The sequence below is a fragment of the Tepidimonas fonticaldi genome (genome assembly GCF_007556755.1).
In the GTDB taxonomy this organism is placed as follows: domain Bacteria; phylum Pseudomonadota; class Gammaproteobacteria; order Burkholderiales; family Burkholderiaceae_C; genus Tepidimonas; species Tepidimonas fonticaldi.
In genome coordinates this window covers 82792-109649 of record NZ_VJOO01000007.1, presented here as the reverse complement: position 1 = coordinate 109649, position 26858 = coordinate 82792, and the positions used below count along the sequence as shown (strand labels likewise).

Here is a 26858-nt window from a genome sequence, read left to right as displayed (position 1 = left end):
CGGCGCCCTTGGGGTCGTTGATACCGACGACTTCGATGTCGTCAAAGCCCCCTTGCAGCGCCGCGCGCAGCGACAGGCGCCCAATGCGGCCAAAACCGTTGATGCCAACGCGGATGGTCATGGTGTGCAACCGGAGGGAGTGGGTGTGAAGGAAAACGCTTGGGGCGCCGGGGCGCATCCATGGCGGCCGGATGCCGTCGCTGGCCCCAGCGCGGACGGCATCAGCGCGCCGAAATCCGCGATCACACGGTCGGGCGCGCAGGCCTCGATGGGCTCGCCCATGTTGTAGCCGTACGGCACGCACCAGACGGCGATGCCGGCGTGGCGCGCGGTGGCCACATCGATCGACGAGTCGCCCACCAGCAGCGCGCGGCTGCGGTCCACCCCGTAGCGCAACAGGCTGTCGGCCACGGCCAGCGGGTTGGGCTTCTTGACCGGCAGCGTGTCGCCGCTGATGACGCGGTCGAACAGGGTTTCGAGCGCGTGCGCCTGCAGCACGCGGGCGGTGTAGCGCGCCTCCTTGTTGGTGACGACGACCAGCCGCACGCCGGCGGCGCGCAGCGCCTGCAGCGCCTCCACCACGCGCGGGTACGGGTGGCTGCGGGTGCCGCAGCGCGCCTCGTAGTGGCGCTGGAACACCGCCTCCGCCGCCGCGAAGCCCGCATCGCCGCGCACGGCGTCGGCGCTGCGGCCCTGGCGCGCGGCCAGCGCCTGCACCAGCAGCTCGCGCGTGCCGTGGCCGATCCAGCGCGTCACCTGCTCCAGCGACGCCGGCTGCAGCCCCAGCTCGGTGAGCGTGTCGTTGACGGCGTCGGCGATCTCCGGCGCGGTCTCGACCAGCGTGCCGTCCAAGTCGAACAGCATCAGGTCGAACGGCAGCGCGGTGCGCGCCGGCGCGCTCACGCCAGCACCTCGCGCACGGCCTGCGCCACCTTGGCCGGGGTCAGGCCGAAGTACTCGTACAGCGCCGGCGCCGGGGCCGACTCGCCGAAGCGGTCGATGCCGACCACGCGGCCGCGGCGGCCGACGTACTTGCGCCAGAAGTCCGGGTGCGCGGCCTCCACCGCCACCGCCGGCAGCGCCGGCGGCAGCACGGCGTCCTGGTAAGCGGCATCCTGGCGGTCGAACACGCTGGTGCTCGGCATCGAGACGACGCGCGTCGGGATGCCCTCAGCAGCCAGCAGCTCCTGCGCTTTGAGCGCGATCGAGACCTCCGAGCCGGTGGCCAAGATCACCGCGCGCGCGCCGTCCATGTCCTTGAGCACGTAGCCGCCGCGCGCCGCGCCGTCGGCGTGCGCGCGCTGCGTCACCACCGGCAGGTTCTGCCGTGACAGGCACAGCGCCGAGGGACCGTCGCGGCGCTGCACCGCCGCCGCCCACGCCACCAGCGTCTCCAGCGCATCCGCCGGGCGCCACACGTCCAGCTGCGGGATCAGCCGCAGGCTCGGCACGTGCTCCACGCTCTGGTGCGTCGGGCCGTCCTCGCCCAGGCCGATGGAGTCGTGCGTGAACACGTGCACGACGCGCTGCTTCATCAGCGCGGCCATGCGGATGGCGTTGCGGCTGTAGTCGCTGAAGGTCAGGAACGTGCCGCCGTACGGCAGGTAGCCGCCGTGCAGTGCGATGCCGTTCATCATCGCCGCCATGCCGAACTCGCGCACGCCGTAGCTGAGGTGGTTGCCCCAGCGATCGCGCCCGGCGATCGTGCAGCCCTTGAAGTTGGTGAGGTTGGAGCCAGTCAGGTCGGCGCTGCCGCCGAAGAATTCCGGGATCAGCGGGGCGAGTTCGTCCAACGCCAGTTGGCTGGCCTTGCGCGTGGCCACGGCGTCGGTGCGCGCGGCGGCGGCGTCCAGCAGCGCCGGCAGGCGCTCGGCCAGTTCGGGCTTGAGCTCCCCGCGCATGCGGCGCTCGAACTCGGCGGCGAGTTCCGGATACGCCTCGGCATAGGCGGCAAAGCGCTGGCGCCAGGCGGCCTCGGCCGCCGCGCCGTGGGCGCGCGCGTCCCAGGCAGCGTAGATCTCGGCCGGGATCTCGAACGGCGCATGCGGCCATTCCAGCGCCGCGCGCGTGGCGGCGACCTCGGCCGCGCCGAGCGCCGCGCCGTGCACGTCGTGCGTGCCGGCCTTGTTCGGCGAGCCCTGGCCGATCACGGTCTTGCAGCAGATCAGCGTCGGCTTGCCGTCCGGGCGGCGCGCCTGCGCCTTGGCCAGCCGGATCGCGGCATCCACCGCGTCGGGGTCATGCCCATCGACGTTGCGGATCACATGCCAGCCATACGCCTCGAAGCGCGCCGGCGTGTCGTCGGCGAACCAGCCCTCGACGTGGCCGTCGATCGAGATGCCGTTGTCGTCGTAGAAGGCGATCAGCTTGGGCAGGCGCAGCGTGCCGGCCAGCGAGCAGACCTCGTGGCTGATGCCCTCCATCATGCAGCCGTCGCCGAGGAACACGTAGGTGTAATGATCGACGATGGTGTGGCCGGGGCGGTTGAACTCGGCGGCCAGCAGCTTTTCGGCCAGCGCCATGCCGACCGCGTTGGCGATGCCTTGCCCAAGCGGCCCGGTGGTGGTCTCCACGCCGGGGGTGATGCCGACCTCCGGGTGGCCCGGCGTCTTGCTGTGCAGCTGGCGAAAGGCCTTGAGCTCCTCTACGGCCAAGTCGTAGCCGGTCAGGTGCAGCAGCGCGTAGATCAGCATCGAGCCGTGGCCGTTGGACAGCACGAAGCGGTCACGGTCGGCCCAGGCCGGGTTGGCCGGGTTGTGCTTGAGGTGGCGGTTCCACAGCACCTCGGCGATCTCGGCCATGCCCATCGGGGCGCCGGGGTGGCCGCTCTTGGCCTGCTCGACGGCGTCCACCGCCAGCATGCGGATCGCGTTGGCCATGCGGCGGGCCAGCCGTGCATCGACCGGGGCCCGGCCCGGGGCGTCGTTCAGATTCATGGGGTTGCTCCGTCGTGGGCGCTTACGCCAGCCCCAGCACGCGCTGGCGGCGCTCCATCATGCGCCAGATGAAGGGGGTGAAGATCAACTGCATCGCCAGTTCCATCTTGCCCCCGGGGATGACGATGGTATTCGCCCGGCTCATCCACGAGCCGTCGATCATCGACAGCAGGTAGGGGAAGTCGATGCCCTTGGGCTTGGCGAAGCGGATCACGACCATGCTCTCGTCGGCGGTGGGGATGTCGCGCGCGATGAACGGGTTCGAAGTATCCACCACCGGCACGCGCTGGAAGTTGACGTGCGTGTGCTGAAACTGCGGGCAGATGTAGTTGACGTAGTCCGGCATGCGGCGCAGGATGGTGTCCACCACCGCCTCTTGGCTGTAGCCGCGCTGGGTTTTGTCGCGGATGAGCTTTTGGATCCACTCCAGGTTGATGGACGGCACGACACCGATCAGCAGGTCCGGGTACTGCGCCACATTGACGGTGTCGGTGACGACCGCGCCGTGCAGCCCCTCGTAGAACAGCATGTCGGTGTCGGGCGGCAGGTCTTCCCACGGCGTGAAAGTGCCGGGCTCCTGGCCATAGGGTTCCGCCTCCTGCGCGTTGTGCAGGTATTTGCGGCTGCGGCCGCGCCCGGCCTCGGCGTAGGTTTTGAAGAGGTTTTCCAGCTCTTCGAACAGGTTGGCCTCGGGCCCGAAGTGGCTGAAGTGGCGGTTGCCGCTCGCCTCCTGCTCGGCCATCATGGCCTTCATCGTGCGGCGGTCGTAGCGATGGAAGCTGTCGCCTTCGATGATGGCGGCACGCACGCCCTCGCGGCGAAAGATGTTTTGGAAGGTGCGCGTGACGGTGGAGGTGCCGGCGCCGGACGAACCGGTGATGGCGATGATGGGGTGGCGTTCGGACATGGGGACGGCTCCGATCCAGCGGGATCAATCGCGAAACAACGAGCGCTCGGCAAACAGCGGGTTGCCATCGCGCAGGGGTACGGGGTCGCGGTGGTAGCGCTCGATGCGCTCGACCTCCTCCCGCGATCCGAAGACGAAGCCGATGCGCTGGTGCAGGCTGTCGGGCTGCACGGCAAGGACGGGGCCGTGGCCGGTGCTGGCCCGCCCGCCGGCTTGCTCGATGATCATGCCGATCGGGTTGGCCTCGTAGAGCAGGCGCAAGCGGCCCGGTTTGGCGGGGTCGCGCGTGTCGCGCGGGTACAGAAAGACCCCGCCGCGCATCAGGATGCGGTGGGCCTCGGCCACCATGCTGGCGATCCAGCGCATGTTGAAATCCTTGCCGCGCGGGCCGGTCTTGCCGGCCAGGCACTCATCGACATAGCGCTTGACCGGCGGCTCCCAGAAGCGGCTGTTGGAGGCGTTGATCGCAAATTCCTGCGTATCCTCCGGCACGCGAATGTCCGGGTGCGAGAGGAAGAATTCACCGAGGTTGGGGTCGAGCGTAAAGCCATGCACGCCGGTGCCCACTGTCAGCACCAGCATCGTCGAAGGGCCGTAGAGCGCGTAGCCGGCGGCCAACTGCTGGCAGCCGGGTTGCAGGAAGTCCGCCGCCGTCACGTCACGGCCGCTGTCGATGACGTCCTGCGGCGCACGCAGGACCGAAAAAATGCTGCCCACCGAGACGTTGACGTCGATGTTGCCGCTGCCGTCGAGCGGATCGAAGACGAGCAGATACTTGCCCCGGGGAAAGGCGGGCGGGATCTGGTGCGGGGCTTCCATCTCCTCCGACGCCATGGCGGCCAGGTGGCCGCCCCATTCGTTGGCGCGGCAAAAAATCTCGTTGCTGAGCACGTCCAGGGGCTTTTGCTCCTCGCCCTGCACGTTGATGGCCCCGGTGGCCGGCCCCAGCGCCCCGCCCAGCGCGCCGAAGGCAACGCTGCGCGCGATCGCCTTGCACGCCAGCGCCACGTCCAACACCAGGGCATTGAAGTCGCCGCTGGCGCTGGGGTGGCGGCGTCGCTCCTCGATCAGAAACTGGGTGAGCGTGGTACGTCGAGACAGGGGCATGGGGGCACTCTCGGGTGTCGGATGACGCGGAAAGACAGGACGCTTGCGGAACGCTCGGCGCACTCAGGCCGCCGCGGCCGGCTGGGCGAGTGTGGCGGCGTGCCATGACTGCAGATCGGCCAGCGTCACCCCCGCCAGCGAGGGCAACACCCGCAGCGCGCCCGCAAAATCGTGGTGCGCCGTGAAGGTGTTGGGCGTGACCACGGTCGCCAGCCCGGCGGCGTTGGCGGCTTGCAGGCCGTTGGCCGAATCCTCGAAGGCCAGGCAGCGCTGGGCCGGCAGGCCCAGGCGCTGCAGCGTCTGGCGGTACACCTGCGGATGGGGCTTTTTGCGCGGCGCGGTGGACGCATCCTCCACCACCGCGAAGATTTGCCGCCAGTCCTGCCCGATCGCCGCGCGCAGCAGGGCCGCGATGTTGACCGGCGAGGTCGTGGTGGCGATCGCCAGCTTCAGCCCGGCGGTGCGGGCCGCTTCGATGAGGGCGAGCACGCCGTCGCCCACCGCACCTGGTTTTTGCTGCTGCCCATGCACCGGCTGGCCGAGGCGGCGGCCGAAGCCGGGCTGGCCGTCAACCGCGCCGCGCCGATCAGCTTTCACGACCGCGATCATGGCGACGGGCGCGGCCCGGAAGCGGGTGGCGCCCTCGCCTGGCTGCGCGAACTGCTCGCCCGCCATGGCATTGCCGATGCCGATGAACCGGTCTGGCTGCACACCTATGCGCGGGTGCTCGGGTACACCTTCAAGCCGGTGAGCTTTTGGTGCTGCCACCGGGCGGACGGATCGCTGCGCGCAGTGGTGGCGGAGGTCAACAACACCTTTGGCGAGCGGCATTGCTATTTGCTGGACACGCCGGCCTGGGGCCGAACGCTGCAAGCGCGCAAGCGGTTCCATGTCTCGCCGTTCTGCCGCGTGAGCGGGGGGTACCGCTTCCGGTTTCTGCGCACGGCACCCGTCGATGGGCAGTCGGGCCGGACCGTGGTGCGCATCGAGCACGAGGACGAGGACGGACCGGCTGTGATCGCGGCGGGTCCGCCGTCAGTCCCGCCCGCCAAACAGCGTGCCCAGCGGGCCGCCTTCCTCGCCCCCAGTGCCGCCGCCGCCCCGGCTGGCCGGCGCGGCGGCAAACACCCGCGACGCCAACCGCGCAAACGGCAGCGACTGCAGCCAGACGGTGCCCGGCCCGCGCAGCACCGCGAAGAACAATCCCTCGCCGCCGAACAGCGCGGTCTTGATGCCGCCGACGAACTCGATGTCGAAATCCACGCCGCGGGTGTAGGCCACCACGCAGCCCGTATCGACCCGCAGCAGCTCGCCCGCAGCCAGCGTGCGCTGGAGCACCGTGCCGCCGGAATGGCAGAAGGCCAGCCCATCCCCGTCGAGCTTTTGCATGATGAAGCCCTCGCCGCCGAAAAAGCCCGTGCCCAGCCGGCGCTGGAAGGCAATGCCCAGCGACACGCCGCGCGCAGCGCACAAAAAGGCATCCTTCTGGCAAATGATCGTGCCGCCGTGCTGCTGGAGGTCGAAGGGGATGATCTTGCCGGTGTAGGGCGCCGCGAATGCGACGCTGCGCTTGCCGCTGCCCTTGTTGACGTACACGGTCGTGAACAACGACTCGCCCGTGATGAGCCGTTTGCCCGCGCCGAGCAGCTTGCCGAACAGCCCGCCCTGCGCCGCGCTGCCATCGCCAAACACGGTCTCCATCTGGATGCCGTCTTCCATGTACATCAGGCTGCCCGCTTCGCCGATCGCCGCCTCGCCGGGGTCCAGCTCCAGTTCCACCAGCTGCATGTCGTCGCCGTACAGGCGGTAGTCGATCACGTCCATGGCCATGGTTGTCGTCCTTTCGTCGATGAAGACGGATTCTGAGACACTTTGGCCCGAAACGCGCGCCAGCGCTTGCCCCCACCGCCTCGATGAAAACCTTCCACAACCCCCACCACGCCCTGCATCAGGGCCGGCACGAGATGTTTCGCGGGCGCCTCGTTGCGTGTCACGAGGTGCCCGCGCGGCTGGACCATGTGCGCGCGGAGCTGCAGCGCCGGGCGCTGGGCAGCCTGCACGAGCCGGCCATCGACGATGCGGCGCTGGATGCCGCGATCGCCCGCGTGCACGACCCGCGCTACGTCGCTTTTCTGGCCCATGCCTGGGACGAGTGGGTGGCGCTGGACCCGAGCAATGCCCAGCGCGACGCCCTGCCCTCGGTGTGGCCGCTGGGCAACCCCCATGCCTTCCGGCGCGACCGCCCGCCGGCCAACTTTGCCGCGCGACTGGGCCTGTACGCCTTCGATGCCGGCACGCCGCTGATGGCGGGGACCTGGACCGCCGCGCGCAGCGGAGCGGCCTGCGCGCTGGCGGCCGCCCGCGCCGTGCAGGACGGGCAGCGCGCCGCTTTTGCGCTGACACGCCCGCCCGGCCACCACGCCGGCCCCGACTTTTTTGGCGGGTACTGCTTCCTCAACAACGCCGCCATCGCCGCGCAGGCGCTGCGGGATGCGGGCCGGGCGCGCGTGGCCGTGCTGGACATCGACTACCACCACGGCAATGGCACGCAAACCCTGTTTTACGAGCGCGCCGACGTGCTCACCGTGTCGCTGCACGGCGATCCCCAGACCGAATACCCTTTCTTCCTGGGGTATGCCGACGAGCGGGGCGCCGGCCCCGGCGAGGGCTTCAACCTCAACCTGCCGCTACCGCGCGGCACAGGCTTTCCCGCGTGGCGCGCGGCGCTGGAGCGCGCCATTCGCGCCGTGGCGGACTTTCGCGCCGACGCCCTGGTGGTACCGATGGGCATGGACACGTTCGAGGGCGATCCGATCTCCGGCTTTTTGCTGCGCAGCGCCGACTACACGACCGTCGGGCGCCTGCTGGCCGAGCTGGGCTTGCCGACGGTCTTCACCTTCGAAGGCGGCTACGCGGTGGCCGAGGTGGGCATCAACACCGTCAACCTGCTCGAGGGCTTTTGGCAGGCGGCCTGAGCCGCGCCCCATCAGCGCGTCAGTGCGGCATAGAGCATCGGCAGCGTCTCCGGCAGGCGCTCGACCCGATCGATCACGCGGTAGTGCCGCCCCCCGAAAATGCGGCTCACGTAGTCGTCGGCGCGCGGGTCCAGACTCAGGCAAAAGGTCTGCACCCCTTGGCGTGCCGCCGCTTCGACCGCCTTGCGGGCGTCTTGGCGCAGATACGAGGGATCGCGCACGTCCACGTCGGCCGGCTCGCCGTCGGTCACCACGAGCAGCAGCCGTCGGCGCTGGGGCCGGCGGGCCAAGGCCGCCGTGGCGTGCCGGATCGCCGCGCCCATGCGGGTGGACAGCTGGCCCTGCATGCCGGCCAGACGCGCCTTGGCCAGATCGTCGTAGGGCTGATCGAAGTCTTTGAAACGCCAGTAGTGCACATCGTGCCGGCCGTCGGAGCAAAAGCCGTGGATGGCAAAGGGATCGCCCACCTTCTGGATGGCGTCGGCCAGCAAGGCGCAGGCCGCGCGCGTGAGCTCCAGCACCGTGTGGGTCTGCCCCGCCACCCGGTCGTTGGTGGACTGGGACAGGTCCAGCAACACCAGCACGGCCAGGTCGCGCGTCTTGCGCACGTGGCGCATCATGATCCGGGGATCGGGCATGCGCCCCAGCCGCAGGTCGGTCAGCGACGACAGGGCCGCATCCAGATCGATGTCGTCGCCGTCCGCATCCCGGCATCGAGGTGTCCATGGTGGTGGGCAACCGCGAAACGCTGGTGCAGCGCCTGGCGCAAAACCAGGACGACCTCTATGTCCTGGGCCAGCCGCCGGAGCACCTGGACGTGGTCTGCGAAGCGTTTGCCGACAACCCCCTCGTGCCCATCGCGCCCCCGGGCCACGCGCTGGCGGGCGTGCGCGCGATCCCGCCGCAGCGGCTGGCGCAGGAGCCCTTCATCCTGCGCGAGCCGGGCTCGGGCACCCGCCTGACGACGGAGCGCTTTTTTGCGGCGCACGGGGCGCGCCTGCGTACCCGGCTGGAGGTGGGCAGCAACGAAGCCGTCAAACAAACCGTGGCTGGCGGGCTAGGGGTGGCCGTGCTGTCGGCGCACACGGTGGCCGCCGAGCTGGCGCTGGGCGAGCTGATCGCGCTGGACGTGGCGGGCTTTCCGCTGCTGCGGCGTTGGCAGATCGTCTATCCGCACGGCAAGCGGCTGTCGCCGGCGGCGCTGGCCTTCAAGGCGTGGCTGCGGGACCACCGTCCGACGGCGGCGGTGCCGTCGCCGTCTGCGGCCGGATGAGCACCTCGTCGATGCGGCGGCCCTCGGTAGAGCGCACCTCGAACATCCAGCCGCCAATCTCGACCCGATCCCCCGGCGTCAGCAAGCGGCCCGCCACCATCAGCATCAGCCCGGCCACGGTGTGGTAGCGGTCCTTGTCCTCCTCGGGCAAGGCATCGATCTCGAGCCGGGCCTTGAGCTCGTGCACCGGCATGCTGCCATCGATCCGCCAACTCCCATCGGGCAGCGGGGTGGCCCAGGCCTCCTGCGGCTCGTCGGCCGACAGTTCGCCCGTGATCGCCTCCAGCAGATCCAGCGGCGTGAGCATCCCCTGCACCACGCCGTACTCGTCCACCACGAACACCATGCGCATGGCGCGGGCGCGAAACTGCTCCAGCAACTCCAGCCCGCTCAGCGTCTCGGGCACGAAGGTCGCCGGCAGCGCGTCGCGCGCCCAGTCGGTCTCGCGCCCGCCGATCTCGTCCAGGGCCATCAGGTGCGTCAGCGCCACCACGCCTTGCACATGGTCCAGCCCGCCACGGGCCACCGGATACCACGAGTGCCCGCTCTGGCGCGCGCGGCGCAGCACCTCGGTCAGCGGCTCGCCCGCCTCCAGCCAATCGATGTCCGAGCGCGGCACCATCAGGCTGCCCAGCTGCCGGTCATCCAGCGCCAGCACATTGCGCACCATGCGGTGCTCCTGCCGCTCGATCACGCCGGCGCCCAAGCCTTCGCGCAAGCTGGCGTGGATCTCCTCCTCCGTCACCGTGCGGGCCGCGTCGGTGTCGATGCGCAGCAGACGTAGCACCGCATGCGTGGTGGCCGACAGCAGCAGCACGAAGGGCTTGGCCACCCGGGCCACACCGGCCATGGGCCGTGCCACCCAGCGCGCGACGGCCTCCGGGTAGAGCTGGCCGATGCGCTTGGGCACCAACTCGCCAAAGACGATTGTCAAGAACGTGATGGCCGCCACGACGATGGCCGTGGCGGACACCGAGGCCGTCACGTCGGACCACCCCCAACCGCGAAACCAGTCCGCCAGCCCGTCGCTGAACGCCGCCTCGCCCACGATACCGTTGAGCATGCCGATGGAGGTGATCCCCACCTGCACGGACGACAAAAACTGCGTCGGGTTGTCCAGCAGCTGCAGCGCGGTGCGGGCCCCTTTGTCCCCCGCGTCGGCCAGGGCCGACAGGCGCGCCCGGCGGCTGGCCGCCAGCGCCAGCTCGGACATGGCGAACGCCCCATTGAGCAGGGTCAGAAAGACGATCAGCAGGATATCCATAATGCGCGCCCATGGCACTGTACCTGATTGGCGACGTCCAGGGCTGCGACGGCGCGCTGCAGCACCTGCTGGACGAAATCGGCTTTTCCCCCAGCCGGGACCGCCTGGTCCTGCTGGGCGATCTGGTCAACCGCGGGCCGGCATCGCTGGCCGTGTTGCGCCGGCTTCAGGCGCTGGAGAGTTCGGCCGATGCCCTGCTGGGCAATCACGACCTGCACCTGCTGGCCGTCGCGGCCGGCGTGCGGCCGCCGCACCGCAACGACACGCTGGACGGCATCCTCGGCGCGCCGGACCGCGCAGCCCTGCTCGACTGGCTGCGCCAGCGACCGCTGGCAATGGCGGTGCACGGCTGGCTGCTCGTGCACGCGGGCGTGCTGCCGCAGTGGTCGGCAGCGCAGGTGCTGTCGCTGGCGGCAGAGGTGCAAGCCCTGCTGCGCGGGCCCGACCTGACCGACTGGCTGCACCAGATGTACGGCAACCAGCCCGACCGCTGGAGCGACGACCTGCAGGGCCCTGCGCGCTGGCGCGTCATCGTCAATGCCCTGACGCGGCTGCGCTTTTGCACCGCCGAGGGGGTGATGGAATTTGCCACCAAAGACAGCGCGGCCGACGCCCCCGCCGGGTACCTGCCGTGGTTCGACGTGCCCGGGCGCCGCTGTGCCGGCACGCCAGTCGCGTTTGGCCACTGGTCCACCCTCGGTCCGCTGCAACGCGCGGACCTGCTGGCGCTGGACACCGGCTGCGTCTGGGGCGGTCAGCTCAGCGCGGCCTGCCTGCCGCACGCCCCCGTGGCGGATGCACGGCAGGTCGAAATCATCCGGATACCGTGTCCGCAGGCTCAGGCACCGGGTCGGGGGATGTGAGCGCCGGCAGCGGCGCGCGCAACAGGGCCGGCACCTTGCGCTTGGGCCGGATGTAGGCCGACAGGCCTTTGGGCGCGGGGGCCTTGGCCGGTTGCTCCCATTCCGGTTGGGCATCGGGCGGCAGGGACGGCTCGTACGGGCGGTCGTACAGCGGGTCTGCCGGCGCACGCCGCTCGGCCGCCGGGCGCATCGGCCGGCCGGGACGCGCCGCAGGCTCGGCGCGCACAGGTGCCGCACCGCCTTCGGCCTCGGGCGCCTGCCACAGGCGCTGGCCGTCGTTGTGGCGCGCAGGCCGGCCGCGCGGGCGGCGCTCGTCTTCGATCTCCAGCGGCTCGACCTCCGCCTTGCGGCCGATCAGCTTCTCGATATCCGCCAGGGAGCGGGCATCGCGGCCGCTGACGAAGGAGACCGCCAACCCCGACGCCCCCGCCCGCCCGGTTCGCCCGATGCGGTGCACATAGTCCTCGGCATTGAAGGGGATATCGACGTTGAAGACCGCGGGCACATCCTTGATGTCCAGACCGCGCGCCGCGACGTCGGTGCACACCAGCAGATCCACCTGCCCCTGCTTGAAGGCATCGAGGGCCTTGAGGCGCTCGTCCTGGCTTTTGTCGCCGTGCAGCGCCGCCACGCGCAGGCCGTCGCGCTCCAGCGACCGGGCCAGGCGCGCACAGCCCAACTTGCTGTTGACGAAGACGAAGGCCTGCTTGACCTGCTCCTGCCGCACCAGTTGCTTGAGTGCCTGGCGCTTGTCGTCCTCTTCCACCCGGTAGAAGCGCTGCTCCACGGTCGCGGCCGTGGTGTTGGCGCGCGCCACCTCGATCACCACTGGATCCTGCAGATAGCTCGATGCCAGGCGCTTGATCTCGGGCGAGAAGGTGGCGGAAAACAGCAGCGTGGTGCGCTGCTTGGGAAGGTAGGACAGGATGCGTTGCAGGTCGGGCAGAAAGCCGATGTCGAGCATGCGGTCCGCCTCGTCGAGCACCACATACTCGACCTGGTTGAGCACCGCCGTCTTGGCCTCGATGTGGTCGAGCAGACGGCCGGGCGTGGCGACCAGAATCTCCACCCCCTTGCGCAGTTCCTCGACCTGCGGCTTCATATCCATGCCGCCAAAGACGACCGCGCTGCGCAGCGGGGTGTACTTGGCGTACAGCTTGACCTGCTGGGCCACCTGGTCCGCCAGCTCCCGCGTGGGCAGCAGCACCAGGGCGCGCACGGGGTGCCGCGCCGGCGAGGTGGACGTATTGGCGTGGCGCAACAGCCGCTGCAGCAGCGGCAGCGAAAACGCGGCGGTCTTGCCGGTGCCGGTCTGGGCGGCCCCCATCACGTCGCGGCCCTGCAGCACGACCGGAATGGCCTGCGCCTGGATGGGCGTCATGGTCGCGTAGCCCATCTCGGCCACGGCCCGGGCCAGCGGTTCGGCCAGATTCAGTTCGGAAAAAGCTTGAGTCATGTGGTGTTATTGTCGCACCGCAGCACGAAAGGCGCCACCGATGAACGACGAAGGGCCCCACGGGCCCCTCGTTCGTACCGGTGGCGCACCCCGCACGGGCGGCACCTATCCGTCAGGCAAAGGACGGCGCGGGGTCGCTGGTCGGGCGCCCGTGGAAATCGGTCCAGCAGCGCCGCGTGAAGTCGTACAGCTTGCAGCGGCGCGCGGTGTCGAAGTACCAGCGCCAGCTGAAGCGCTGGATGATGATGCGCCCGGGCAGCATGTCCTCCAGCTTCTTTTGCGCCTGCTTGAGCTTGTACAGCGGCACGCTCATGTCCACATGGTGCGCGGTGTGCTCCATGATGTGGTGCATCAGCGCGCCGATCTTGAGCGGGAACTCCAGGTGCACCGTGGTCGACACGAACGGAGCCGCCTTGGCCCAGGCCACCTTGTCGTCGTGCCACTGCACCGCGGGATGGGTGTGGTGGACGTACACGACGAAGCCGATCATCGCGTTCCAAAACACGAACGGCACGACGAAGCCCATGACCACCTGCAGCCACACGGATTGCCCCGTGGCCAGCGCGGCCCCGACCATGCCGCCGATCCACAACAGCGCGACGCCCAGCACGAACACCCCGTCCCACATGAACTCGGGACGGCGCGTGCCCATGTAGGTCTTGCGCGGGAAGAACATGCGCAGCCACCACATCTCGATGAAGTAATACAGTGCGGGCCCCCAGCCGCTGCGGTAGATGCGCTCGAGCAAACGGCGCCCCGGCGACAGGGCATCGAACTCCGCCTTGGTCAGCGGCGCCCAGACGAAGTCCACCCCTTTCAGGTTGGTGTAGCCGTGGTGCACGACGTTGTGGCCGACCTCCCACAGGCTGTAGGGGGTGAGCGACGGGATCATCGCGATGCGGCCCAGCAGCTTGTTCAAGCCGCGGTGGGGCGTGTAGCTCTGGTGGCAGGCGTCGTGACCGATGATGAACAGCCGCCCGATGGTGAAGCCGGCCGCCAGCCCGCACAACAGCTTGGCCCACCACGCCTCGAAGGCAATGGTGCCGACGATCAGCGCCGCAAAAATCGCCCAATCCAGCACCAGCAAGGCGATCGCGATGGGCGTGCGGCGTTCGCCCAGCGGTGTGATCCAGCCACGGATGACTTTGCGGTGGGGCAGCGGCTGCCCCGGCGGGATGGGTTGGGACGGCTCGGGCGCGGACACGGTTTCGGTGGCAGACATGACGAATCGTTGGGACAAGGCTGACGCTGATGAGCCGACGCAAGTATGCCCGATGATGCCCGACCCCGTTTGATACAAGTCAAGCGACGAACCCCGGGGTTGCGGCGCTGTTGCATTCCCCGCAACGACCGGCTGCATCTTATAATGGCGGGCTTTGCTGGCAACATCCACCAACCCCAGAAGGAATTTAGCCCATGGCAACCAAGTCGAAGAAGTCGCCGCGCCTGGCCTCCGGCCGCAAGCGCGCGCGCCAAGACGTCAAACTCAACGCCCACAACGCGTCGCTGCGCTCGCAGTACCGCACCGCCGTCAAGAAGGTGGAAAAGGCCGTCGCCGCCGGCGACAAGGCCAAGGCCACCGAACTCTTTGCCCAGATGCAGTCGATCGTCGACTCCGTCGCGGACAAGGGCATCTTCCACAAGAACAAGGCCGCTCGCGACAAGAGCCGCCTGTCGGCCAAGGTCAAATCCCTGGCTGCCGCGTCCGCCTAAACCCCGGATACCCCCGCCCGGACCCCGCCGGCGGCCAGCCGGCCGGAATGTCCGCCTTGGAACGGGTGCGCTGCCAGCAAAACCCCATCTCAACGCCGCCGTGGCCTACGCCCGGCGGCGTTTTTCATGGGGCACGCGTCATGGGGCGCGCAGATCCGAAAAACGGCGGCAGCGCGGATCAGCCGCGCGGCGGATCGGGCAGCAGACAGGCCTCGGTCACGACCAGGTCGTTGTCGCGCGCAAACCCCATCACGAAATCCCATGCCCGCTCGTCGTAGTCGCGCAACGCGCGGTTGACGACGACGCACTTGACGCCATTGATGACGGTGGGGATCACCCAGGGCGAGTAGCACAGGTGGGCGCCGTGCCCCTGCGCGGCCTGGGGATGAAACGGACTCATCACGCCCGCCAGGCGCTCGGCCCAGTCGCTGGGGCGAAACGTGCGGCCACTGCGCGTGACCCCCTGGATGAAGATTTCTTGGGCGTTGGGCGTGACCATCGCGCGGACGGCCGCGGCCGGTGGGCGCGCGGCGACAGGGAGGGTGGGTGGACGACCCCGAACACGGGGCGGAGGTGGCGCGAGGATCGCCCGGCCACGTGGAAAATTGTATCTTATATAAGACTTCGCCGCGTCCATCGCGGGTCCGCCAACCATCGACGGGCAGGCCCTAGAATCGCGCTTTCCCCGGCTGGCCCCTGCCCAACCCTTCACGCTGGATGCCCATGAACGCCACCCCTGCCCCGACCGAGCCGCACGTGATGTCCACCTACGGACGCGTCCCGATCCTGCTGACGCACGGGCGTGGCTGCCGGGTGTGGGATGCCGACGGCCGCGAGTACCTCGACGCGCTGGCCGGCATCGCGGTCAACACGCTGGGCCACGCGCACCCGCGGCTGGTGCGCGCGCTGCAGGACCAGGTGGCGCAACTGATTCACGTCAGCAACTACTACCACCACCCCTGGACCGAGCCGCTGGCCGCCGCCCTGTGCGAGCGCTCCGGCCTGGACAAGGTGTTTTTCTGCTCCAGCGGGCTGGAGGCCAACGAGGCGGCGCTCAAGCTCGCCCGCAAGTTCGGCCACGACAAGGGCATCGCCCGGCCGCAGATCGTCGTGTACGAGCGCGCCTTCCACGGCCGCTCGATCGCGACGCTGTCGGCCACCGGCAACCCCAAGGTGCAGGCGGGCTTCGAGCCGCTGGTGGAGGGATTCATCCGCGTGCCGATCAACGATCTGGAGGCGCTCAAGCGCGCCACCGACGGCAATCCCGACGTCGTGGCGGTGTTCTTCGAGGCCATCCAAGGCGAAGGCGGCGTGCACCCGCTCGAGCCGGACTACATGGCCGGCGTGCGTGCCCTGTGCGACGAGCGCGACTGGCTGCTGATGATCGACGAGGTGCAGTGCGGCATGGGCCGCACCGGCAAGTGGTTCGCCCACCAGTGGGCCGGTATCCGGCCCGACGTGATGCCGCTGGCCAAAGGGCTGGGGTCGGGCGTGCCGATCGGCGCGGTGGTGGCCGGTCCGCGCGCGGCCCAGATCTTTCAACCCGGCAACCACGGCACCACCTTCGGCGGCAACCCGCTGGCCACGCGCGCGGGGCTGGAGACCATCCGCATCATGGAGGACGAGGGCCTGCTCGACAACGCCGCCGCCGTGGGGACGCACCTGCACACCCAGCTCTGGGCCGAGCTGCACGGCCTGCCCGGCGTGCGCGAGGTGCGCGGCAAGGGCCTGATGATCGGGGTGGAGCTGGATCGCCCCTGCGGCGTGCTGGTCAACCGCTGCGCGCAGGCTGGGCTGCTGCTGTCCGTGACCGCCGACCGGGTGATCCGCCTAGTGCCGCCGCTGATCCTGTCGCGCGCCGAAGCCGACGAGATCGTGGCCAAGCTGGTGCCCCAGGTGCGCGCCTTCCTGAACGAGACCTCCGCATGAAACACTATCTGCAATTCAAGGACCTGGGCGCGGACGAGTACGCCTATCTGTTCGAGCGGGCAGACTTCATCAAGCGCAAGTTCAAGGCCGTCGAAAAATACCAGCCCTTCGCCGATCCGGACCGCACGCTGGCGATGATCTTCGAGAAGGCCAGCACGCGCACGCGCGTCAGCTTCGAGGCCGGCATGTACCAGATGGGCGGCTCGGTGGTGCACCTGACCACCGGCGACAGCCAGCTCGGCCGCAGCGAGCCGATCGAGGACACCGCGCGCGTCATCAGCCGCATGGTGGACCTGGTGATGATCCGCACCTTCGAGCAGAGCAAGATCGAGCGCTTCGCCGCGCACTCGCGCGTGCCGGTCATCAACGGCCTGACCAACGAGTTCCACCCGTGCCAGATCCTGGCCGACCTGTTCACCTGGCTGGAGCACCGCGGCCGCCGCGCCGACGGCACGCTGGATCCGGGCTCCCTGCGCGGCATCACGGTAGCCTGGGTCGGCGACGGCAACAACATGGCCAACACCTGGCTGCAGGCGGCGCAGATCCTGGGCTTTCGTGTACACATCAGCACGCCGCGCGGCTACGAGGTCGACCCGGACGTGGCCGGCGTGCCGCGCGGCGACTTCTGGCAGGTGTTCGACGACCCGATGCAAGCCTGCCGCGGCGCCGACCTCGTCACCACCGACGTGTGGACCAGCATGGGCTACGAGGCCGAAAACGAGGCGCGCCAGAAGGCGTTCGCCGCCTGGCGCGTGACACCGGCGATGATGGCGCAGGCCAAGCCCGAGGCGCTGTTCATGCACTGCCTGCCGGCGCACCGCGGTGAGGAGGTCGACGCCGAGGTCATCGACGGCCCGCAATCCGTCGTCTGGGACGAGGCGGAAAACCGCATGCATGTGCAGAAGGCGCTGATGGAATACCTGCTGCTCGGCCGGCTGTGAGTGCGATGAGCGAGTGTCAGCGTTGCGGCGCATGCTGCGCCTGGTTCCGGGTCGATTTTTCGGTGTACGAAACGCAGGACGGCGGCGGCCAGGTGCCGGACGGGCTGACCGTGCCCGTCACTGGCACCACCGTGCGCATGCGCGGCACCGACCATTGGCCCCCGCGCTGCACCGCCTTGGCGGGGCGCGTGGGCGAACAGGTGGCCTGCGGCATCTACGAATGGCGGCCCTCGCCCTGCCGCGAATTCGCCGAGGGCAGCGACGCCTGCCAGCGCGCGCGGGCACGCCACGGCCTGCCGCCGGTATCGCCTGCGTGATCGCCGGGCCGCCCGCGACCGATGGACCTGCGGGGCGACCGCCGATCACAGACGGCGCTTGCCCGGTATCCCTTGTTCCAGCGCCTGCTCGATGCGGCGGCACAGGGTGCGCAGCACCTCGATGCGCGACCACAGCTTGTCGTCAGACGCGACCAGATGCCACGGGGCGACCCGGGTCGAAGTGCGGTCCACCATGTCTTGCACCGCCCGCTCGTACTGCGGCCATTTGTCGCGGTTGCGCCAGTCCTCCGGAGTGATCTTGAACTGCTTGTGGGGCGTGGCCTCGCGCTCGCGAAAGCGGCGCAGCTGCTCCTGCGGCGTGATGGCCAGCCAGAACTTGACGATGATCACCCCCGCCTCGGTCAATTCCTCCTCGTAGGCGTTGATCTCGCCGTAGGCGCGCATCCAATCGGCCTCGGCGCAAAAGCCCTCCACCCGCTCTACCAGCACCCGCCCGTACCACGATCGGTCGAAAATGACCGCGCGGCCATGCGGCGGGATATAGCGCCAAAACCGCCACAAATAGGGCTGGGCGCGCTCGTTCTCGTTGGGGGCCGCAACGGGCACCACGCGGTAAAAGCGCGCATCCCAGGCCGCCGTCAGGCGCCGGATGGTGCTGCCCTTGCCCGCGGCATCCATCCCTTCGAACACCACCACCAGCGAGCGGCTGCGCAGGCGCAGATCGCGGCTCAATCCGTTGAGCCGACCCTGCCAGCGCTCCAGCAGGCGCTCGTAGCGCTCGTGCGTCAGCCGCCGCCCGTAGTCCTGCGCCTTGAGCAGCGTCACGTCGTCGCCCGGCGCCTCGATCACGCTGGCCGGCAACGGCCCTTGGGGCGGCACGGGCGACGCCGGCGCCACCGCGTGGCGCAGCACCGACAGCAGATGCCGCCCCGCCGTCAGATGGCGGTAGGCTTCGTCGCTGCCTTCGATGACGATCCACGGCGCTTCGCCCAGGCTGGTCTTGCGCAGCGCCTCGTCGCTGGCGTCGATGAAGTCGTCGTAACGTTTGAGGTGCGCCCTTTCTTGCGGGCCGATGCGCCACGCCGTGCGGGGGTCGGACGCCAGCGCCTTCAGGCGCGCTTTGGCCGCCTGCCGGGACAGGTGAAACCAGAACTTCACCAGCACCACGCCCTCGGCCATCAGCATGCGCTCGAACTGGCGGATGCGCTCCAGCCGGTGGGCGAAATGGTCGCGGCTGTCGCGCCCCTCGACCCGCGCCAGGATCGGATCGGTGTACCACGAGCCAAACAAAATCCCGATGCGCCCTTTGGGCGGCAACACCTGCCAAAACCGCCACATCTCGGGCCAGCGGCGGTCTTCGTCGGTCATGGCGCCGAACGCCTCGGTCCGTATGTGCCGCGGGTCCATCCAGGCGTTGAGCGTGTTGACCGTCTCGCTGCGCCCGGCCCCGTCCACGCCGTTGATGAGGATGACCACGGCGCGGGTGCCGCGGCGCAGCAACTCGTATTGGGCATCGAGCAAGGCGGCCCGCAAGGCCGGCACTTCGGCTTTGTAGGTGGCGCGGTCGATGCGGTGGCCGATTTCGGCCGAATCAAACATGGCGGTCTCCCTCCGTGATCGGCGTGACCATGTTATACGCTACCCAGTCACGTCGAATCGACTATAATAAAGAGCTTTGCTGGCAAAACCCCGTCGGCCGTGATCACCTTGAAGACGGGGAACCCCTGCCAGGCAAGCCGGCGTCGGGTCTGATCTTCCCCACGTGCGGCCCTGGCACACCATGGAAACCATTGGCCAATGACCACCATTCGCGTTAAAGACAACGAACCGTTCGACGTCGCCCTGCGCCGCTTCAAGCGCACGATCGAGAAGCTGGGCCTGCTCAACGAGCTGCGCGCCCGCGAGTTTTACGAAAAGCCCACCGCCGAGCGCAAGCGCAAGAAGGCCGCGGCCGTCAAGCGCCACCTCAAGCGCGTGCGCTCGCAGCAGCTGCCGCAGCGTCTGTACTGATCGACCGGACGCGACGGCCGGCAACGGCAGATCCTGGCCCGCTGCGCCGGTTCTGCATGCCGTTTCCGGCCGACCCCAAAGCCCGCCAGAGGACGCTCCGGCGGGCTTTGTTGCTTGCTCACGACACCCTAGGACTGGACACCCCATGGCACTGAAGGACCGGATCACCGACGACATGAAGACCGCCATGCGCGCCAAGGACAGCGCGCGCCTGGGCGCCATCCGCCTGCTGCTGGCCGCGATCAAGCAAAAAGAGGTCGATGAGCGCGTGACGCTGGACGATGCGGGGGTGATTGCGGTCGTGGACAAGTTGCTCAAGCAGCGCCGCGACTCCATCGCCGCCTACGAACAAGCCGGCCGCACCGACCTGGCCGACAAGGAGCGCGCCGAGGCCCAGGTGCTCGAGGCCTATCTGCCCGCGCGGCTGGACGCCGCAGCGATCGCTGCGGCCGTGCAAGCGATCGTCGGCCGCGTCGCCGCCGACCTGGGCCGCGCGCCCACCCCCGCGGACATGGGCAAGGTCATGGCCTTGGCCAAGGCCGAGCTGGCCGGGCAGGCCGACATGGGCCAGGTGTCGGCCGCGGTCAAGGCCGCCCTGGCGGGCTAACCCCCGACGCGCTGCGCATGGGCGCCGCCCCCGCCTTTGCTGCGGATGCCCCGATCGGGGTGTTCGACTCCGGGGTGGGCGGCCTGTCGGTGTTGCGCGAAATCCGGGCTCGTCTGCCGGCCGAGCGGCTGATCTACGTAGCGGATTCGGAGCACGCGCCCTACGGCGACAAATCGCCCGCCTATGTGCAGGCCCGTGCCGAGCACATCCTGGCCCAGTTGCGGCACGCTGGCTGCAAGGCCGTCGTGGTCGCCTGCAACACCGTCACCGGCCTGTCGATCCGCGCCTTGCGCGAACGCCATCCCGACTGGCCGCTCGTGGCCATCGAGCCGGCCGTCAAACCCGCGGCCGCCCTCACCCGCAGCGGCGTCGTCGGCGTGCTGGCGACCCGCAACACGGTGGACAGCCCCGGACTGGCGCGTCTGATCGCCGCGCATGCGGCCGGCGTGCAGGTGCTCCCACAAGCCTGCCCGGGCTGGGTGGAGCGCGTCGAACGCGGCGAACTCGACGGCCCCGACACCGAAGCTGCGGTCGCGCAGCGCGTGCGGCCGCTGCTCGCGGCCGGGGCCGACGTGCTCGTGCTCGGCTGCACGCACTACCCCTTTCTGCGCCCAGTGATCCAGCGCATCGCCGGTCCGGACGTCACCGTCCTGGACCCCGCCCCCGCGGTCGCGCGCGAACTGGCGCGGCGGCTCGACGAGGGCCACCTCGCCACGCCCTGCACTGCTCCCGGCGACGTCGCGTTTTGGACGAGTGGCGACCTGACCCAGACGGCACGCGTGATCGAGCTGCTGTGGGGGCAGGCCGTGCAGCCCCTGCGCCTGCCCGACGGCGCCGCTAACACCTCCCGACAATACCCCTGCTGAATGCACGGCTTTGCGGGGCTGTCCACGACAGATCGCCTTCGGCCCTAAGCTCGGGCCTTCCGCCCATTGCGGGCATTGCGGACGCTGCAGGAGGTTTGGCGCATGGACAGGCGGTTGTTTTTGGGTGCCGGCATCGCCGCCACCGGATGGCTGGCCCTGGGGTCGGCGTGGTCGCAACAGGGCGCCCCCAATTTCGGGGCCCCCACCCTGCCCTCGCCGGGCATGCGCCGCATCCGGCTCGGCGCTTTCGAGATCATCGCGCTCAACGACGGCGCCTTGCGCCGCCCGCTGGGCGAGGAGTTCGTGCGCAACGCCCCGCTGGAGCAGGTCAAGGCCCTGCTCGCCTCGCAGAATCTGCCCACCGATTACGTGGACATCCCGTTTACCGCCTTCCTGGCGGTGACGCCGGCGGGCAAATTCCTGTTCGACACCGGCTTTGCCGACAACGGCCCGCCCACGACCGGGCGCCTGCGCGACAACCTGGCCGCCGCCGGCTACCAGCCGGAAGACGTCGACCACGTCGTGATCAGCCACTACCACGGAGACCACATCAACGGGGTGCGTCTCAAGGACGGCCGCCTCACCTTCCCCCGCGCCAAAATCCACGTTCCGGCACCGGAGCACGCATTCTGGATGGACGACGCGCGCATGGCCAGCGCGCCGCAGGCGATGCAAGGCGCCTTTCAGGCCGTGCGACGGGTGTTCGGCGGTCTGCCGCCCGACCGGCTGGTGCCGTTTCAGCCCGGTGCGGAGCTGGCCCCAGGCATCCGGGCCGAAGCGGCCTTCGGCCACACGCCCGGCATGTGCGTTTTCACGCTGCGCTCCGAGGGCCAGGGCTTTATGTACGTGGCCGACACGGCCAACATTCCGTCCCTGTTCGTGCGCAACCCGGACTGGTCGGTGGTGTTCGACATGGATGCGGACCTGGCCCGGCAGACGCGGCGCCGCATCTACGACCAGATCATCCGCGACAAGCTGATGGTGGGGGGCTTTCACTTCCCCTTCCCCGCCCTGGGGCACATCGAGGCCGCCGGCAGCGGCTATCGGTTCCATCCGGTCACTTGATGGACCGCTGCCATCGCGCATCGATTGGTATCGATTCCAGCACTTCTCTGCGCAGCAGCGGCCAGCGCGGGGGTGAGGTGAATGGCGATGGTGGGGGTGAGTTGCATGACGCAGGCTCCGGGTTGGGTCATGATGTGACGCGCACTGTGCCGCCCTGCGTCGGCAACCGCCAGCCGTATGCGACAGAATGCCGACCACGGGCGCGAAACGCCTTCGCGTCGGCGTGAAATGCCGGCATGACCCTCAGCCTTCTTGCGTTGTCCCCTCTGCATGGAACTGATTTTTCTGGTGCTGGCGCTGGGCGCCGGCCTTCAGGTCGCCAAGGTTCGCGAACAGCAACACCGCATTCGCTTGCTCGGCCGCTACTTGCAGCCCTATCGCATCGAACGCCTGATGGAAACCCTGCTGGACGGCTACCTGCGCGCCCTGGGCGAGGACGACACCGCCCGGCGCGACCAGATCTGGGCCCTGATGACCACAGCCGAAACCGAGCTGCGGGACCAGGTCCGCCAACTGGCCGCCGATGTCGAGCAGATCTGGCCGGACGATGCCCTGGTCAGCACCTTGCCCATCGCGCTGCCGCGTGCGCACAAACTGTTTCCACGGGCCACCTTCGATCTGCGCCGCGCCTTGGCCATACACGCGGCGGGCATCGAGGCCGTCGTGGCCAACCAGGCGGGACTGTCCCGGCGGGATCAGGCCTACATGCTGAGCGCGGAAATGCTGCTGTTGCAGCACACCTGCCACTGGTTCTGCCGCTCGCGCACCGTAGCCACCGCGCGCATGCTGGCCCGGCACAAAACCGACCACGCGCAACTGGTGCAGGCGGTCTCGCCGCAAACGCGCGACGCTTACCGGCAGCTCATCGGGCGGTAACACGCATGGCCCGCGTGTGCCGCGGGCCACTTGGAAGACGGCCGGGGGCGGCGTCACGACGAGCAGTGCCGTCCCAATGTCAAAAACGGCACGCCGAAAAACAAAAAGCCCGCTTGCTGGCGGGCTAAGTCGTTGATTTTTTTGGTGGGTCGTGCAGGATTCGAACCTGCGACCAACGGATTAAAAGTCCGCTGCTCTACCGACTGAGCTAACGACCCACGTTGTTGCTACAACCGCGTTTGGCGTTGCAGCGAAAGCACGCATTATAGCCGAAATTTTTCGCCTCTCCGGGGCCGATGCCCTGACGCCTTCAGCCGCGGCCGGCCGCCACGGCATCCAGGACCCAACCCGCAGCGCACAGGCCGAAGGTGGCCGTCACCGACACGCTGGAGCCGTATCCGTGGCAATTGAGCGACCCATCCCCTGCGCCGTCCACGGCGCACGCCGGATCCGGCGGCGCGACGGACTCCCGGCTGAACACCGCCATCACGCCCATGCGCCCCTGACGCGGCGCGCCGTGCCATCTGCGCAGGCGCTGGCGCAACTGCGCAAGCAGCGGGTCGTGGGTCGCCTCGGCAACGTCGGCGATCTCCACCCGGTCTCCGCGCCGCTTGCCCCCTGCGGCGCCAGCGGTGATGAACACGCTGCGCGTCTGCAGCGCCCAGGCGGCCATGGCGGCCTTGGCCGCCATCTGGTCGCAGGCGTCGATGACGGCGAACGGCCCTTGGACGCCTTGGTGGGCCTGCGCCTGGCGTAACAGGTCCGCCCAGTTGTCCGGGGTCACGAAGTCGTCGATGGCGCACACCTGGCAGCCCGGATGGATGGCCGCGATGCGGGCGCGCATGGCTTCCACCTTGGCCTGTCCATAGGTGCCCTCCAGGGCGTGGATCTGCCGGTTGGTGTTGGACTCGGCGACGTGGTCCAGATCGATCAGGGTGAGGCGGCCCACGCCACTGCGGGCCAGGGCCTCGGCCGCCCACGACCCCACCCCGCCAATACCGACGACGATGACGTGCGCGTCGAACAGCCGCTGCGCGCCCTGCGGACCGTACAGGCGCCGCAGCCCCCCAAAGCGCCGCTCGACATCGGGCGCGTCCAGCGCCGGGGCGGCGGTGGCGGCCTCAGTCACGCTCGAGCAGCCAGATTTGGAAGCGCAACCCACCCAGGGCGCCGGTCACGATCCCGGCAAAGGCGATCGCGCTGGTGACGCTCAGCGTTGACAGGCCCGACAAGCCCTGCCCCACGGTGCAGCCCATGGCGGTGACACCGCCCACCCCCATGCACAAGGCGCCCACCAGATGCAGCGCCGTGTCGCGCGTGCCGGCAAACCCTTCCCAGCGGAACGACCGGCTGACCACCGCATGGGCAAACGCCCCCGCCACCACGCCCAACACCGACACCACGCCCAGCGTCAGCACCTTGTTTTTGTCGCTGAAATAAATCAGCCAATCGAGGGTGTACGCCATGGGCGCGGTGAAGGTGAGGGCCTCCATGCGGCCGCTGTTGGTCGCCAGAAAGACCGGCTCCAGCGTCTCCGGGTGCTCCGCCACGAAGCCGAGCCGGCCCGACACCCACCACATCCCGACCACCGTGGCCCCGATGCCCAGCCCGGCCAGCCACGCGTCGGGGGACCGGCGGAAGCCCTCGCCCAACGCAGCCCACACCATCAGCGCCAGCCCCAGGCCCCCGCCCACCACCCACGCGGCGGTGGAGGCGTCCCAGCCCAACAGGGGAGCCAGCCAACTGGGCAGTGCGCTGCCCGGCTGCATGTCGATGGCGATGCGATCGACCGTGCTGTCGCGCAGCACGGCCGTGATCCCGCGCAGGGTCGCAAACGCCGCCACCCCCATGACGAAAAACACGACCACGGCCTTGAGGCTGCCGCCCCCGATGCGCACCAGCGTCTTGCTGCCGCAGCCCGAAGCCAGCACCATGCCAAAACCGAACAGCGCCCCGCCCACGAGCGCGGACAGCCAGATCACCCGCCCGCTGTAGTAAATCGTCTGGGTGGGGTCGATCCACCCCAAAGCCGCCATGGCGTGAAAGCCCAGCATGGCCACCCCGATGGCCATGACCCACATGCGCATGCGGGTCCAGTCGCCCATGTTCACGATGTCGCTGATCGCCCCCATCGTGCAGAAGTGGGTGCGGTGCGCGACGGCGCCAAACAGGGCCGAAACGGCGAAGGCCGCCCAAAGGACGGTGGTGTACAGGGATTGGAAAGCGGCGAGATCCATGGTGCGAAAGCGGTTGCGGGCCCGATTCTACGGGCCCGCGTGCGCCAGGGTGCGCCGAGGTCCGCCCCAGGGTGGCCGCCGCGCGGGCGGCCCCCGGGTTCACCGCAGACGCGCCAGACGCTCGCGGGCAGTAGCCGCGGCCTCGGTATCGGGATAGCGCTTGATGAGCGCCTGCCACGTGGCGCGCGCGGCCTTGGGGTCTTTGAGTTCGAGCTGGCAGCTCGCGATGGCGAGCATCGCCTCGGCCGCCCGAGGGTGCTCCGGCGACTGGTCGATCAGCCGCTGATAGCTGTCGATGGCGGTGCGGTACTGGCGGTCGGCATACAGGGCGTTGCCCCGCCAGTACAGGGCCAGCGGCGCGTAGCCACTGCCGGGATAGCGAGCCAGAAAATCTCCATAGAGCTTGGCCGCTCGCGGAAAATCGGACGCCCGCAGGGCCGCCATGGCGCCCTCGAAGGCGGCTTTCTCGTCCGGGCGTGCGGTGAATTCGGTGCCGTCGACCGTGACCTTGGTGGGCTCCAGCGCGCGCAGGCGCTCATCGAATGCGGCCAGGGCGTCGCGCTGCTGGCGTTGCAGATCCGCCAGGTCGCGCGCCAGGCGCTCCTGCTGCCCCCGCAGCGTCGCCAGCTCGCGGCGCACCGCTTCGATTTGGTTGACGACATCGAGCACCCCACGGCGCGCGGTGTCGCCGCCGGACTGCAGCTCCTGCAACTGGCGCTCGGTGGCTTCGAGGGCCTGTCGCTGGGCCTCCACGCGGCTGCGCAAATCCAGGATGGCGCGGCGCGCCTCGTCGTCGCTGAACAGCGCGTGCGCTGGCAGGGCCGCCGCGGCGAGCACGGCGCCACCCACCCAGGCAGCCAGCGCCGTCTGCCAGCGGCGCGCCGGCAAACGCCCTGCGGCGGCGGACCGGGCGAAGCGGGTATGGATCATGGCGAGGAATCAGCGGTAGGCCAGCTCGACACGGCGGTTTTGGCTCCAGGCCTCTTCGCCGCTGCCCTGCACCGCCGGCTTCTCCTTGCCGAAGCTGACCGCCTCCATCTGTGTCTCCTGCACGCCCATCAACGCCAGAGCACGGCGCACGGCGTCGGCGCGTTTTTGGCCCAGGGCCAGGTTGTACTCGCGCCCGCCGCGCTCGTCGGTGTGGCCTTCCAGGACCACGCGGCGCTGGCGATCGGCGTTCAGAAAGCGCGCATGCGCCTCCAGCGTCGCCACGAACTCGGGCTTGACGGTGTAGGAGTCGAAGTCGAAGTAGATGATGCGCGCGACATTGGCCGGCGGCTGCCCCACCCCGGGCTGCTGCGTTTGCACGGGCACCACGGTGCGGCTGTCCACCGCGCCGCTGCCCGCGCCACCGGCACCGCCCCCCGCGCCGGCCGCACCGACCGGGGTGGGCGACCGATCGCTGACGGGGGCACTCTCGTCCAGCTTGACGCTGGAGCAGCCAGCCAGCACGGAGGCCGCCAGCAGCGCCGCACCCGCGCGGACCGCATGACGTTGCCAGAAATGACGAACAGGGGTTTTCATGGTGGATTGCGGAAGTGAAAAAGTCAAAGAA

Annotated in this window: 29 protein-coding genes, 1 tRNA gene and 1 pseudogene; 13 read left to right on the top strand and 18 right to left on the bottom strand. The window is 69.4% G+C overall.

All coding sequences use genetic code 11. The features are described 5' to 3' along the window. The 6 genes from Tfont_RS05615 to Tfont_RS05590 form a co-directional block, all read right to left on the bottom strand. Positions 1-121: glyceraldehyde 3-phosphate dehydrogenase N-terminal domain-containing protein (locus Tfont_RS05615; RefSeq protein ID WP_260682288.1), on the bottom strand; the 121-nt coding region annotated here is incomplete at its 3' end. Further along, positions 118-903 carry an HAD family hydrolase gene (locus tag Tfont_RS05610; protein WP_260682282.1) on the bottom strand — a complete coding sequence of 262 codons (786 nt, stop codon included), beginning with the start codon at positions 901-903 and terminating at the stop codon, positions 118-120. The genes Tfont_RS05615 and Tfont_RS05610, both read right to left, overlap by 4 nt. Next, on the bottom strand, positions 900-2936 hold the full coding sequence (tkt, locus tag Tfont_RS05605; RefSeq protein ID WP_143968707.1) for a transketolase: 2037 nt from the start codon (positions 2934-2936) through the stop codon (positions 900-902). The genes Tfont_RS05610 and tkt overlap by 4 nt, the downstream gene beginning before the upstream one ends. A gap of 22 nt (positions 2937-2958) precedes the next feature. After that, positions 2959-3843 carry a phosphoribulokinase gene (locus Tfont_RS05600; RefSeq protein ID WP_143968706.1) on the bottom strand — a complete coding sequence of 295 codons (885 nt, stop codon included), beginning with the start codon at positions 3841-3843 and terminating at the stop codon, positions 2959-2961. A gap of 24 nt (positions 3844-3867) precedes the next feature. After that, positions 3868-4950 carry a class 1 fructose-bisphosphatase gene (locus Tfont_RS05595; protein ID WP_143968705.1) on the bottom strand — a complete coding sequence of 361 codons (1083 nt, stop codon included), beginning with the start codon at positions 4948-4950 and terminating at the stop codon, positions 3868-3870. A 63-nt stretch (positions 4951-5013) separates the two neighbouring features. After that, the gene (locus Tfont_RS05590) at positions 5014-5439 is read right to left on the bottom strand and encodes an HAD family hydrolase (protein ID WP_260682287.1); all 426 of its coding nucleotides are present in this window, start codon (positions 5437-5439) and stop codon (positions 5014-5016) included. Between Tfont_RS05590 and Tfont_RS14695 the strand changes: the two are divergent. Next, positions 5332-5967, top strand: a pseudogene (locus Tfont_RS14695) (DUF1365 domain-containing protein); the annotation flags it as partial. The gene Tfont_RS05590 and the pseudogene Tfont_RS14695 overlap by 108 nt on opposite strands. Before the next feature lie 18 nt (positions 5968-5985). Here Tfont_RS14695 and Tfont_RS05585 read toward each other — a convergent pair. Continuing rightward, on the bottom strand, positions 5986-6780 hold the full coding sequence (locus tag Tfont_RS05585) for a TIGR00266 family protein (RefSeq protein WP_143968704.1): 795 nt from the start codon (positions 6778-6780) through the stop codon (positions 5986-5988). Positions 6781-6863: 83 nt separating this feature from the next. Here Tfont_RS05585 and Tfont_RS05580 point away from each other — a divergent pair, with 83 nt between their 5' ends. Then, a complete protein-coding gene (locus Tfont_RS05580; protein WP_143968703.1) occupies positions 6864-7925 on the top strand; it encodes a histone deacetylase family protein in 1062 nt (353 codons plus the stop codon). A gap of 11 nt (positions 7926-7936) precedes the next feature. Here Tfont_RS05580 and Tfont_RS05575 read toward each other — a convergent pair whose 3' ends face one another. Further along, positions 7937-8563, bottom strand: a complete 627-nt coding sequence (locus Tfont_RS05575; RefSeq protein ID WP_143968702.1) for a nitric oxide reductase activation protein NorD — start codon at positions 8561-8563, stop codon at positions 7937-7939. Between the two features lie 86 nt (positions 8564-8649). Between Tfont_RS05575 and Tfont_RS05570 the strand changes: the two genes are divergently transcribed. Continuing rightward, on the top strand, positions 8650-9198 hold the full coding sequence (locus Tfont_RS05570) for a LysR substrate-binding domain-containing protein (protein WP_143968701.1): 549 nt from the start codon (positions 8650-8652) through the stop codon (positions 9196-9198). Here Tfont_RS05570 and Tfont_RS05565 read toward each other — a convergent pair. Then, complete coding sequence (locus Tfont_RS05565; RefSeq protein WP_143968700.1) at positions 9134-10462, bottom strand: hemolysin family protein; 1329 nt, start codon at positions 10460-10462, stop codon at positions 9134-9136. The genes Tfont_RS05570 and Tfont_RS05565 overlap by 65 nt on opposite strands. An 11-nt stretch (positions 10463-10473) precedes the next feature. Here Tfont_RS05565 and Tfont_RS05560 point away from each other — a divergent pair, with 11 nt between their 5' ends. Beyond that, positions 10474-11325, top strand: coding sequence for a symmetrical bis(5'-nucleosyl)-tetraphosphatase (locus Tfont_RS05560; RefSeq protein ID WP_143968699.1), 852 nt, complete (start codon positions 10474-10476; stop codon positions 11323-11325). Here the strand turns inward: Tfont_RS05560 and Tfont_RS05555 are convergent. Continuing rightward, positions 11276-12781, bottom strand: coding sequence for a DEAD/DEAH box helicase (locus tag Tfont_RS05555; protein WP_143968698.1), 1506 nt, complete (start codon positions 12779-12781; stop codon positions 11276-11278). The two genes, Tfont_RS05560 and Tfont_RS05555, sit on opposite strands and share 50 nt — an antisense overlap. A 112-nt stretch (positions 12782-12893) precedes the next feature. Beyond that, entirely contained in the window at positions 12894-14003 is a 1110-nt protein-coding gene (locus Tfont_RS05550; RefSeq protein WP_143968697.1) for a fatty acid desaturase, read from the bottom strand. A 194-nt stretch (positions 14004-14197) separates the two neighbouring features. Here Tfont_RS05550 and rpsT point away from each other — a divergent pair, with 194 nt between their 5' ends. Then, positions 14198-14494: a 30S ribosomal protein S20 gene (rpsT, locus tag Tfont_RS05545; protein ID WP_143968696.1), complete on the top strand. Its 297-nt coding sequence runs from the start codon at positions 14198-14200 to the stop codon at positions 14492-14494. Positions 14495-14672: 178 nt separating this feature from the next. Here rpsT and Tfont_RS05540 read toward each other — a convergent pair whose 3' ends face one another. Further along, complete coding sequence (locus tag Tfont_RS05540; protein WP_068610130.1) at positions 14673-14993, bottom strand: DUF3579 domain-containing protein; 321 nt, start codon at positions 14991-14993, stop codon at positions 14673-14675. A 224-nt stretch (positions 14994-15217) separates the two neighbouring features. On the opposite strand from Tfont_RS05540, the gene Tfont_RS05535 reads away from it, so the two are divergent. The 3 genes from Tfont_RS05535 to Tfont_RS05525 are packed head-to-tail and all read left to right on the top strand — an operon-like array spanning position 15218 to position 17681. Next, on the top strand, positions 15218-16423 hold the full coding sequence (locus Tfont_RS05535) for an aspartate aminotransferase family protein (RefSeq protein ID WP_068610132.1): 1206 nt from the start codon (positions 15218-15220) through the stop codon (positions 16421-16423). Continuing rightward, the gene (argF, locus tag Tfont_RS05530; RefSeq protein WP_143968695.1) at positions 16420-17364 is read left to right on the top strand and encodes an ornithine carbamoyltransferase; all 945 of its coding nucleotides are present in this window, start codon (positions 16420-16422) and stop codon (positions 17362-17364) included. Before Tfont_RS05535 ends, argF begins: the two co-directional genes overlap by 4 nt. Before the next feature lie 5 nt (positions 17365-17369). Then, complete coding sequence (locus Tfont_RS05525) at positions 17370-17681, top strand: YkgJ family cysteine cluster protein (RefSeq protein ID WP_143968694.1); 312 nt, start codon at positions 17370-17372, stop codon at positions 17679-17681. 45 nt (positions 17682-17726) lie between these two features. Here the strand turns inward: Tfont_RS05525 and pap are convergent, their stop codons facing one another. Next, positions 17727-19241 carry a polyphosphate:AMP phosphotransferase gene (pap, locus tag Tfont_RS05520; protein ID WP_143968693.1) on the bottom strand — a complete coding sequence of 505 codons (1515 nt, stop codon included), beginning with the start codon at positions 19239-19241 and terminating at the stop codon, positions 17727-17729. 198 nt (positions 19242-19439) lie between these two features. Between pap and rpsU the strand changes: the two genes are divergently transcribed. The 5 genes from rpsU (at position 19440) to Tfont_RS05495 (ending at position 23066) form a co-directional block, all read left to right on the top strand. Next, on the top strand, positions 19440-19652 hold the full coding sequence (rpsU, locus tag Tfont_RS05515) for a 30S ribosomal protein S21 (protein WP_068610140.1): 213 nt from the start codon (positions 19440-19442) through the stop codon (positions 19650-19652). 145 nt (positions 19653-19797) lie between these two features. Beyond that, positions 19798-20259, top strand: a complete 462-nt coding sequence (locus tag Tfont_RS05510) for a GatB/YqeY domain-containing protein (RefSeq protein ID WP_143968692.1) — start codon at positions 19798-19800, stop codon at positions 20257-20259. Positions 20260-20276: 17 nt separating this feature from the next. Then, entirely contained in the window at positions 20277-21125 is an 849-nt protein-coding gene (gene murI, locus Tfont_RS05505) for a glutamate racemase (RefSeq protein ID WP_143968691.1), read from the top strand. 102 nt (positions 21126-21227) lie between these two features. Beyond that, positions 21228-22190 carry an MBL fold metallo-hydrolase gene (locus Tfont_RS05500; RefSeq protein WP_143968690.1) on the top strand — a complete coding sequence of 321 codons (963 nt, stop codon included), beginning with the start codon at positions 21228-21230 and terminating at the stop codon, positions 22188-22190. Between the two features lie 270 nt (positions 22191-22460). Beyond that, a complete protein-coding gene (locus Tfont_RS05495; RefSeq protein ID WP_143968689.1) occupies positions 22461-23066 on the top strand; it encodes a hypothetical protein in 606 nt (201 codons plus the stop codon). Between the two features lie 142 nt (positions 23067-23208). On the opposite strand, the gene Tfont_RS05490 is transcribed toward Tfont_RS05495, so the two are convergent. The 5 genes from Tfont_RS05490 to pal all read right to left on the bottom strand — a co-directional run bounded on the left by Tfont_RS05490 (position 23209) and on the right by pal (position 26827). After that, positions 23209-23284: transfer RNA gene (locus tag Tfont_RS05490), tRNA-Lys, on the bottom strand. A gap of 92 nt (positions 23285-23376) precedes the next feature. Then, positions 23377-24195, bottom strand: a complete 819-nt coding sequence (locus Tfont_RS05485; protein WP_185974479.1) for a tRNA threonylcarbamoyladenosine dehydratase — start codon at positions 24193-24195, stop codon at positions 23377-23379. Next, the gene (locus Tfont_RS05480; protein ID WP_143968687.1) at positions 24188-25303 is read right to left on the bottom strand and encodes a YeeE/YedE family protein; all 1116 of its coding nucleotides are present in this window, start codon (positions 25301-25303) and stop codon (positions 24188-24190) included. The genes Tfont_RS05485 and Tfont_RS05480 overlap by 8 nt, the downstream gene beginning before the upstream one ends. Positions 25304-25402: 99 nt before the next feature. Then, positions 25403-26233 (bottom strand): tol-pal system protein YbgF, encoded by an 831-nt coding sequence (gene ybgF, locus Tfont_RS05475; RefSeq protein WP_143968686.1) that lies wholly within the window; start codon positions 26231-26233, stop codon positions 25403-25405. Between the two features lie 9 nt (positions 26234-26242). Continuing rightward, positions 26243-26827 carry a peptidoglycan-associated lipoprotein Pal gene (pal, locus tag Tfont_RS05470; RefSeq protein ID WP_068610163.1) on the bottom strand — a complete coding sequence of 195 codons (585 nt, stop codon included), beginning with the start codon at positions 26825-26827 and terminating at the stop codon, positions 26243-26245. Between the last annotated feature and the right edge of the window lie 31 nt (positions 26828-26858).

What these genes read in the sequence shown, in the direction of transcription:
- Tfont_RS05510 (WP_143968692.1), top strand. Translation starts at nt 19,798, where the DNA reads ATGGCACTGAAGGACCGGATCACCGACGACATGAAGACCGCCATGCGC.
- Tfont_RS05550 (WP_143968697.1), bottom strand. Translation starts at nt 14,003, where the DNA reads ATGTCTGCCACCGAAACCGTGTCCGCGCCCGAGCCGTCCCAACCCATC.
- Tfont_RS05565 (WP_143968700.1), bottom strand. Translation starts at nt 10,462, where the DNA reads ATGGATATCCTGCTGATCGTCTTTCTGACCCTGCTCAATGGGGCGTTC.
- tkt (WP_143968707.1), bottom strand. Translation starts at nt 2,936, where the DNA reads ATGAATCTGAACGACGCCCCGGGCCGGGCCCCGGTCGATGCACGGCTG.
- Tfont_RS05570 (WP_143968701.1), top strand. Translation starts at nt 8,650, where the DNA reads ATGGTGGTGGGCAACCGCGAAACGCTGGTGCAGCGCCTGGCGCAAAAC.
- ybgF (WP_143968686.1), bottom strand. Translation starts at nt 26,233, where the DNA reads ATGATCCATACCCGCTTCGCCCGGTCCGCCGCCGCAGGGCGTTTGCCG.
- pal (WP_068610163.1), bottom strand. Translation starts at nt 26,827, where the DNA reads ATGAAAACCCCTGTTCGTCATTTCTGGCAACGTCATGCGGTCCGCGCG.
- argF (WP_143968695.1), top strand. Translation starts at nt 16,420, where the DNA reads ATGAAACACTATCTGCAATTCAAGGACCTGGGCGCGGACGAGTACGCC.
- Tfont_RS05480 (WP_143968687.1), bottom strand. Translation starts at nt 25,303, where the DNA reads ATGGATCTCGCCGCTTTCCAATCCCTGTACACCACCGTCCTTTGGGCG.
- Tfont_RS05500 (WP_143968690.1), top strand. Translation starts at nt 21,228, where the DNA reads ATGGACAGGCGGTTGTTTTTGGGTGCCGGCATCGCCGCCACCGGATGG.
- Tfont_RS05560 (WP_143968699.1), top strand. Translation starts at nt 10,474, where the DNA reads ATGGCACTGTACCTGATTGGCGACGTCCAGGGCTGCGACGGCGCGCTG.
- Tfont_RS05535 (WP_068610132.1), top strand. Translation starts at nt 15,218, where the DNA reads ATGAACGCCACCCCTGCCCCGACCGAGCCGCACGTGATGTCCACCTAC.
- Tfont_RS05555 (WP_143968698.1), bottom strand. Translation starts at nt 12,781, where the DNA reads ATGACTCAAGCTTTTTCCGAACTGAATCTGGCCGAACCGCTGGCCCGG.
- Tfont_RS05585 (WP_143968704.1), bottom strand. Translation starts at nt 6,780, where the DNA reads ATGGCCATGGACGTGATCGACTACCGCCTGTACGGCGACGACATGCAG.
- Tfont_RS05600 (WP_143968706.1), bottom strand. Translation starts at nt 3,843, where the DNA reads ATGTCCGAACGCCACCCCATCATCGCCATCACCGGTTCGTCCGGCGCC.
- murI (WP_143968691.1), top strand. Translation starts at nt 20,277, where the DNA reads ATGGGCGCCGCCCCCGCCTTTGCTGCGGATGCCCCGATCGGGGTGTTC.
- rpsU (WP_068610140.1), top strand. Translation starts at nt 19,440, where the DNA reads ATGACCACCATTCGCGTTAAAGACAACGAACCGTTCGACGTCGCCCTG.
- Tfont_RS05575 (WP_143968702.1), bottom strand. Translation starts at nt 8,563, where the DNA reads ATGCCCGATCCCCGGATCATGATGCGCCACGTGCGCAAGACGCGCGAC.
- Tfont_RS05540 (WP_068610130.1), bottom strand. Translation starts at nt 14,993, where the DNA reads ATGGTCACGCCCAACGCCCAAGAAATCTTCATCCAGGGGGTCACGCGC.
- pap (WP_143968693.1), bottom strand. Translation starts at nt 19,241, where the DNA reads ATGTTTGATTCGGCCGAAATCGGCCACCGCATCGACCGCGCCACCTAC.
- Tfont_RS05580 (WP_143968703.1), top strand. Translation starts at nt 6,864, where the DNA reads ATGAAAACCTTCCACAACCCCCACCACGCCCTGCATCAGGGCCGGCAC.
- Tfont_RS05495 (WP_143968689.1), top strand. Translation starts at nt 22,461, where the DNA reads ATGGAACTGATTTTTCTGGTGCTGGCGCTGGGCGCCGGCCTTCAGGTC.
- Tfont_RS05595 (WP_143968705.1), bottom strand. Translation starts at nt 4,950, where the DNA reads ATGCCCCTGTCTCGACGTACCACGCTCACCCAGTTTCTGATCGAGGAG.
- Tfont_RS05525 (WP_143968694.1), top strand. Translation starts at nt 17,370, where the DNA reads ATGAGCGAGTGTCAGCGTTGCGGCGCATGCTGCGCCTGGTTCCGGGTC.
- rpsT (WP_143968696.1), top strand. Translation starts at nt 14,198, where the DNA reads ATGGCAACCAAGTCGAAGAAGTCGCCGCGCCTGGCCTCCGGCCGCAAG.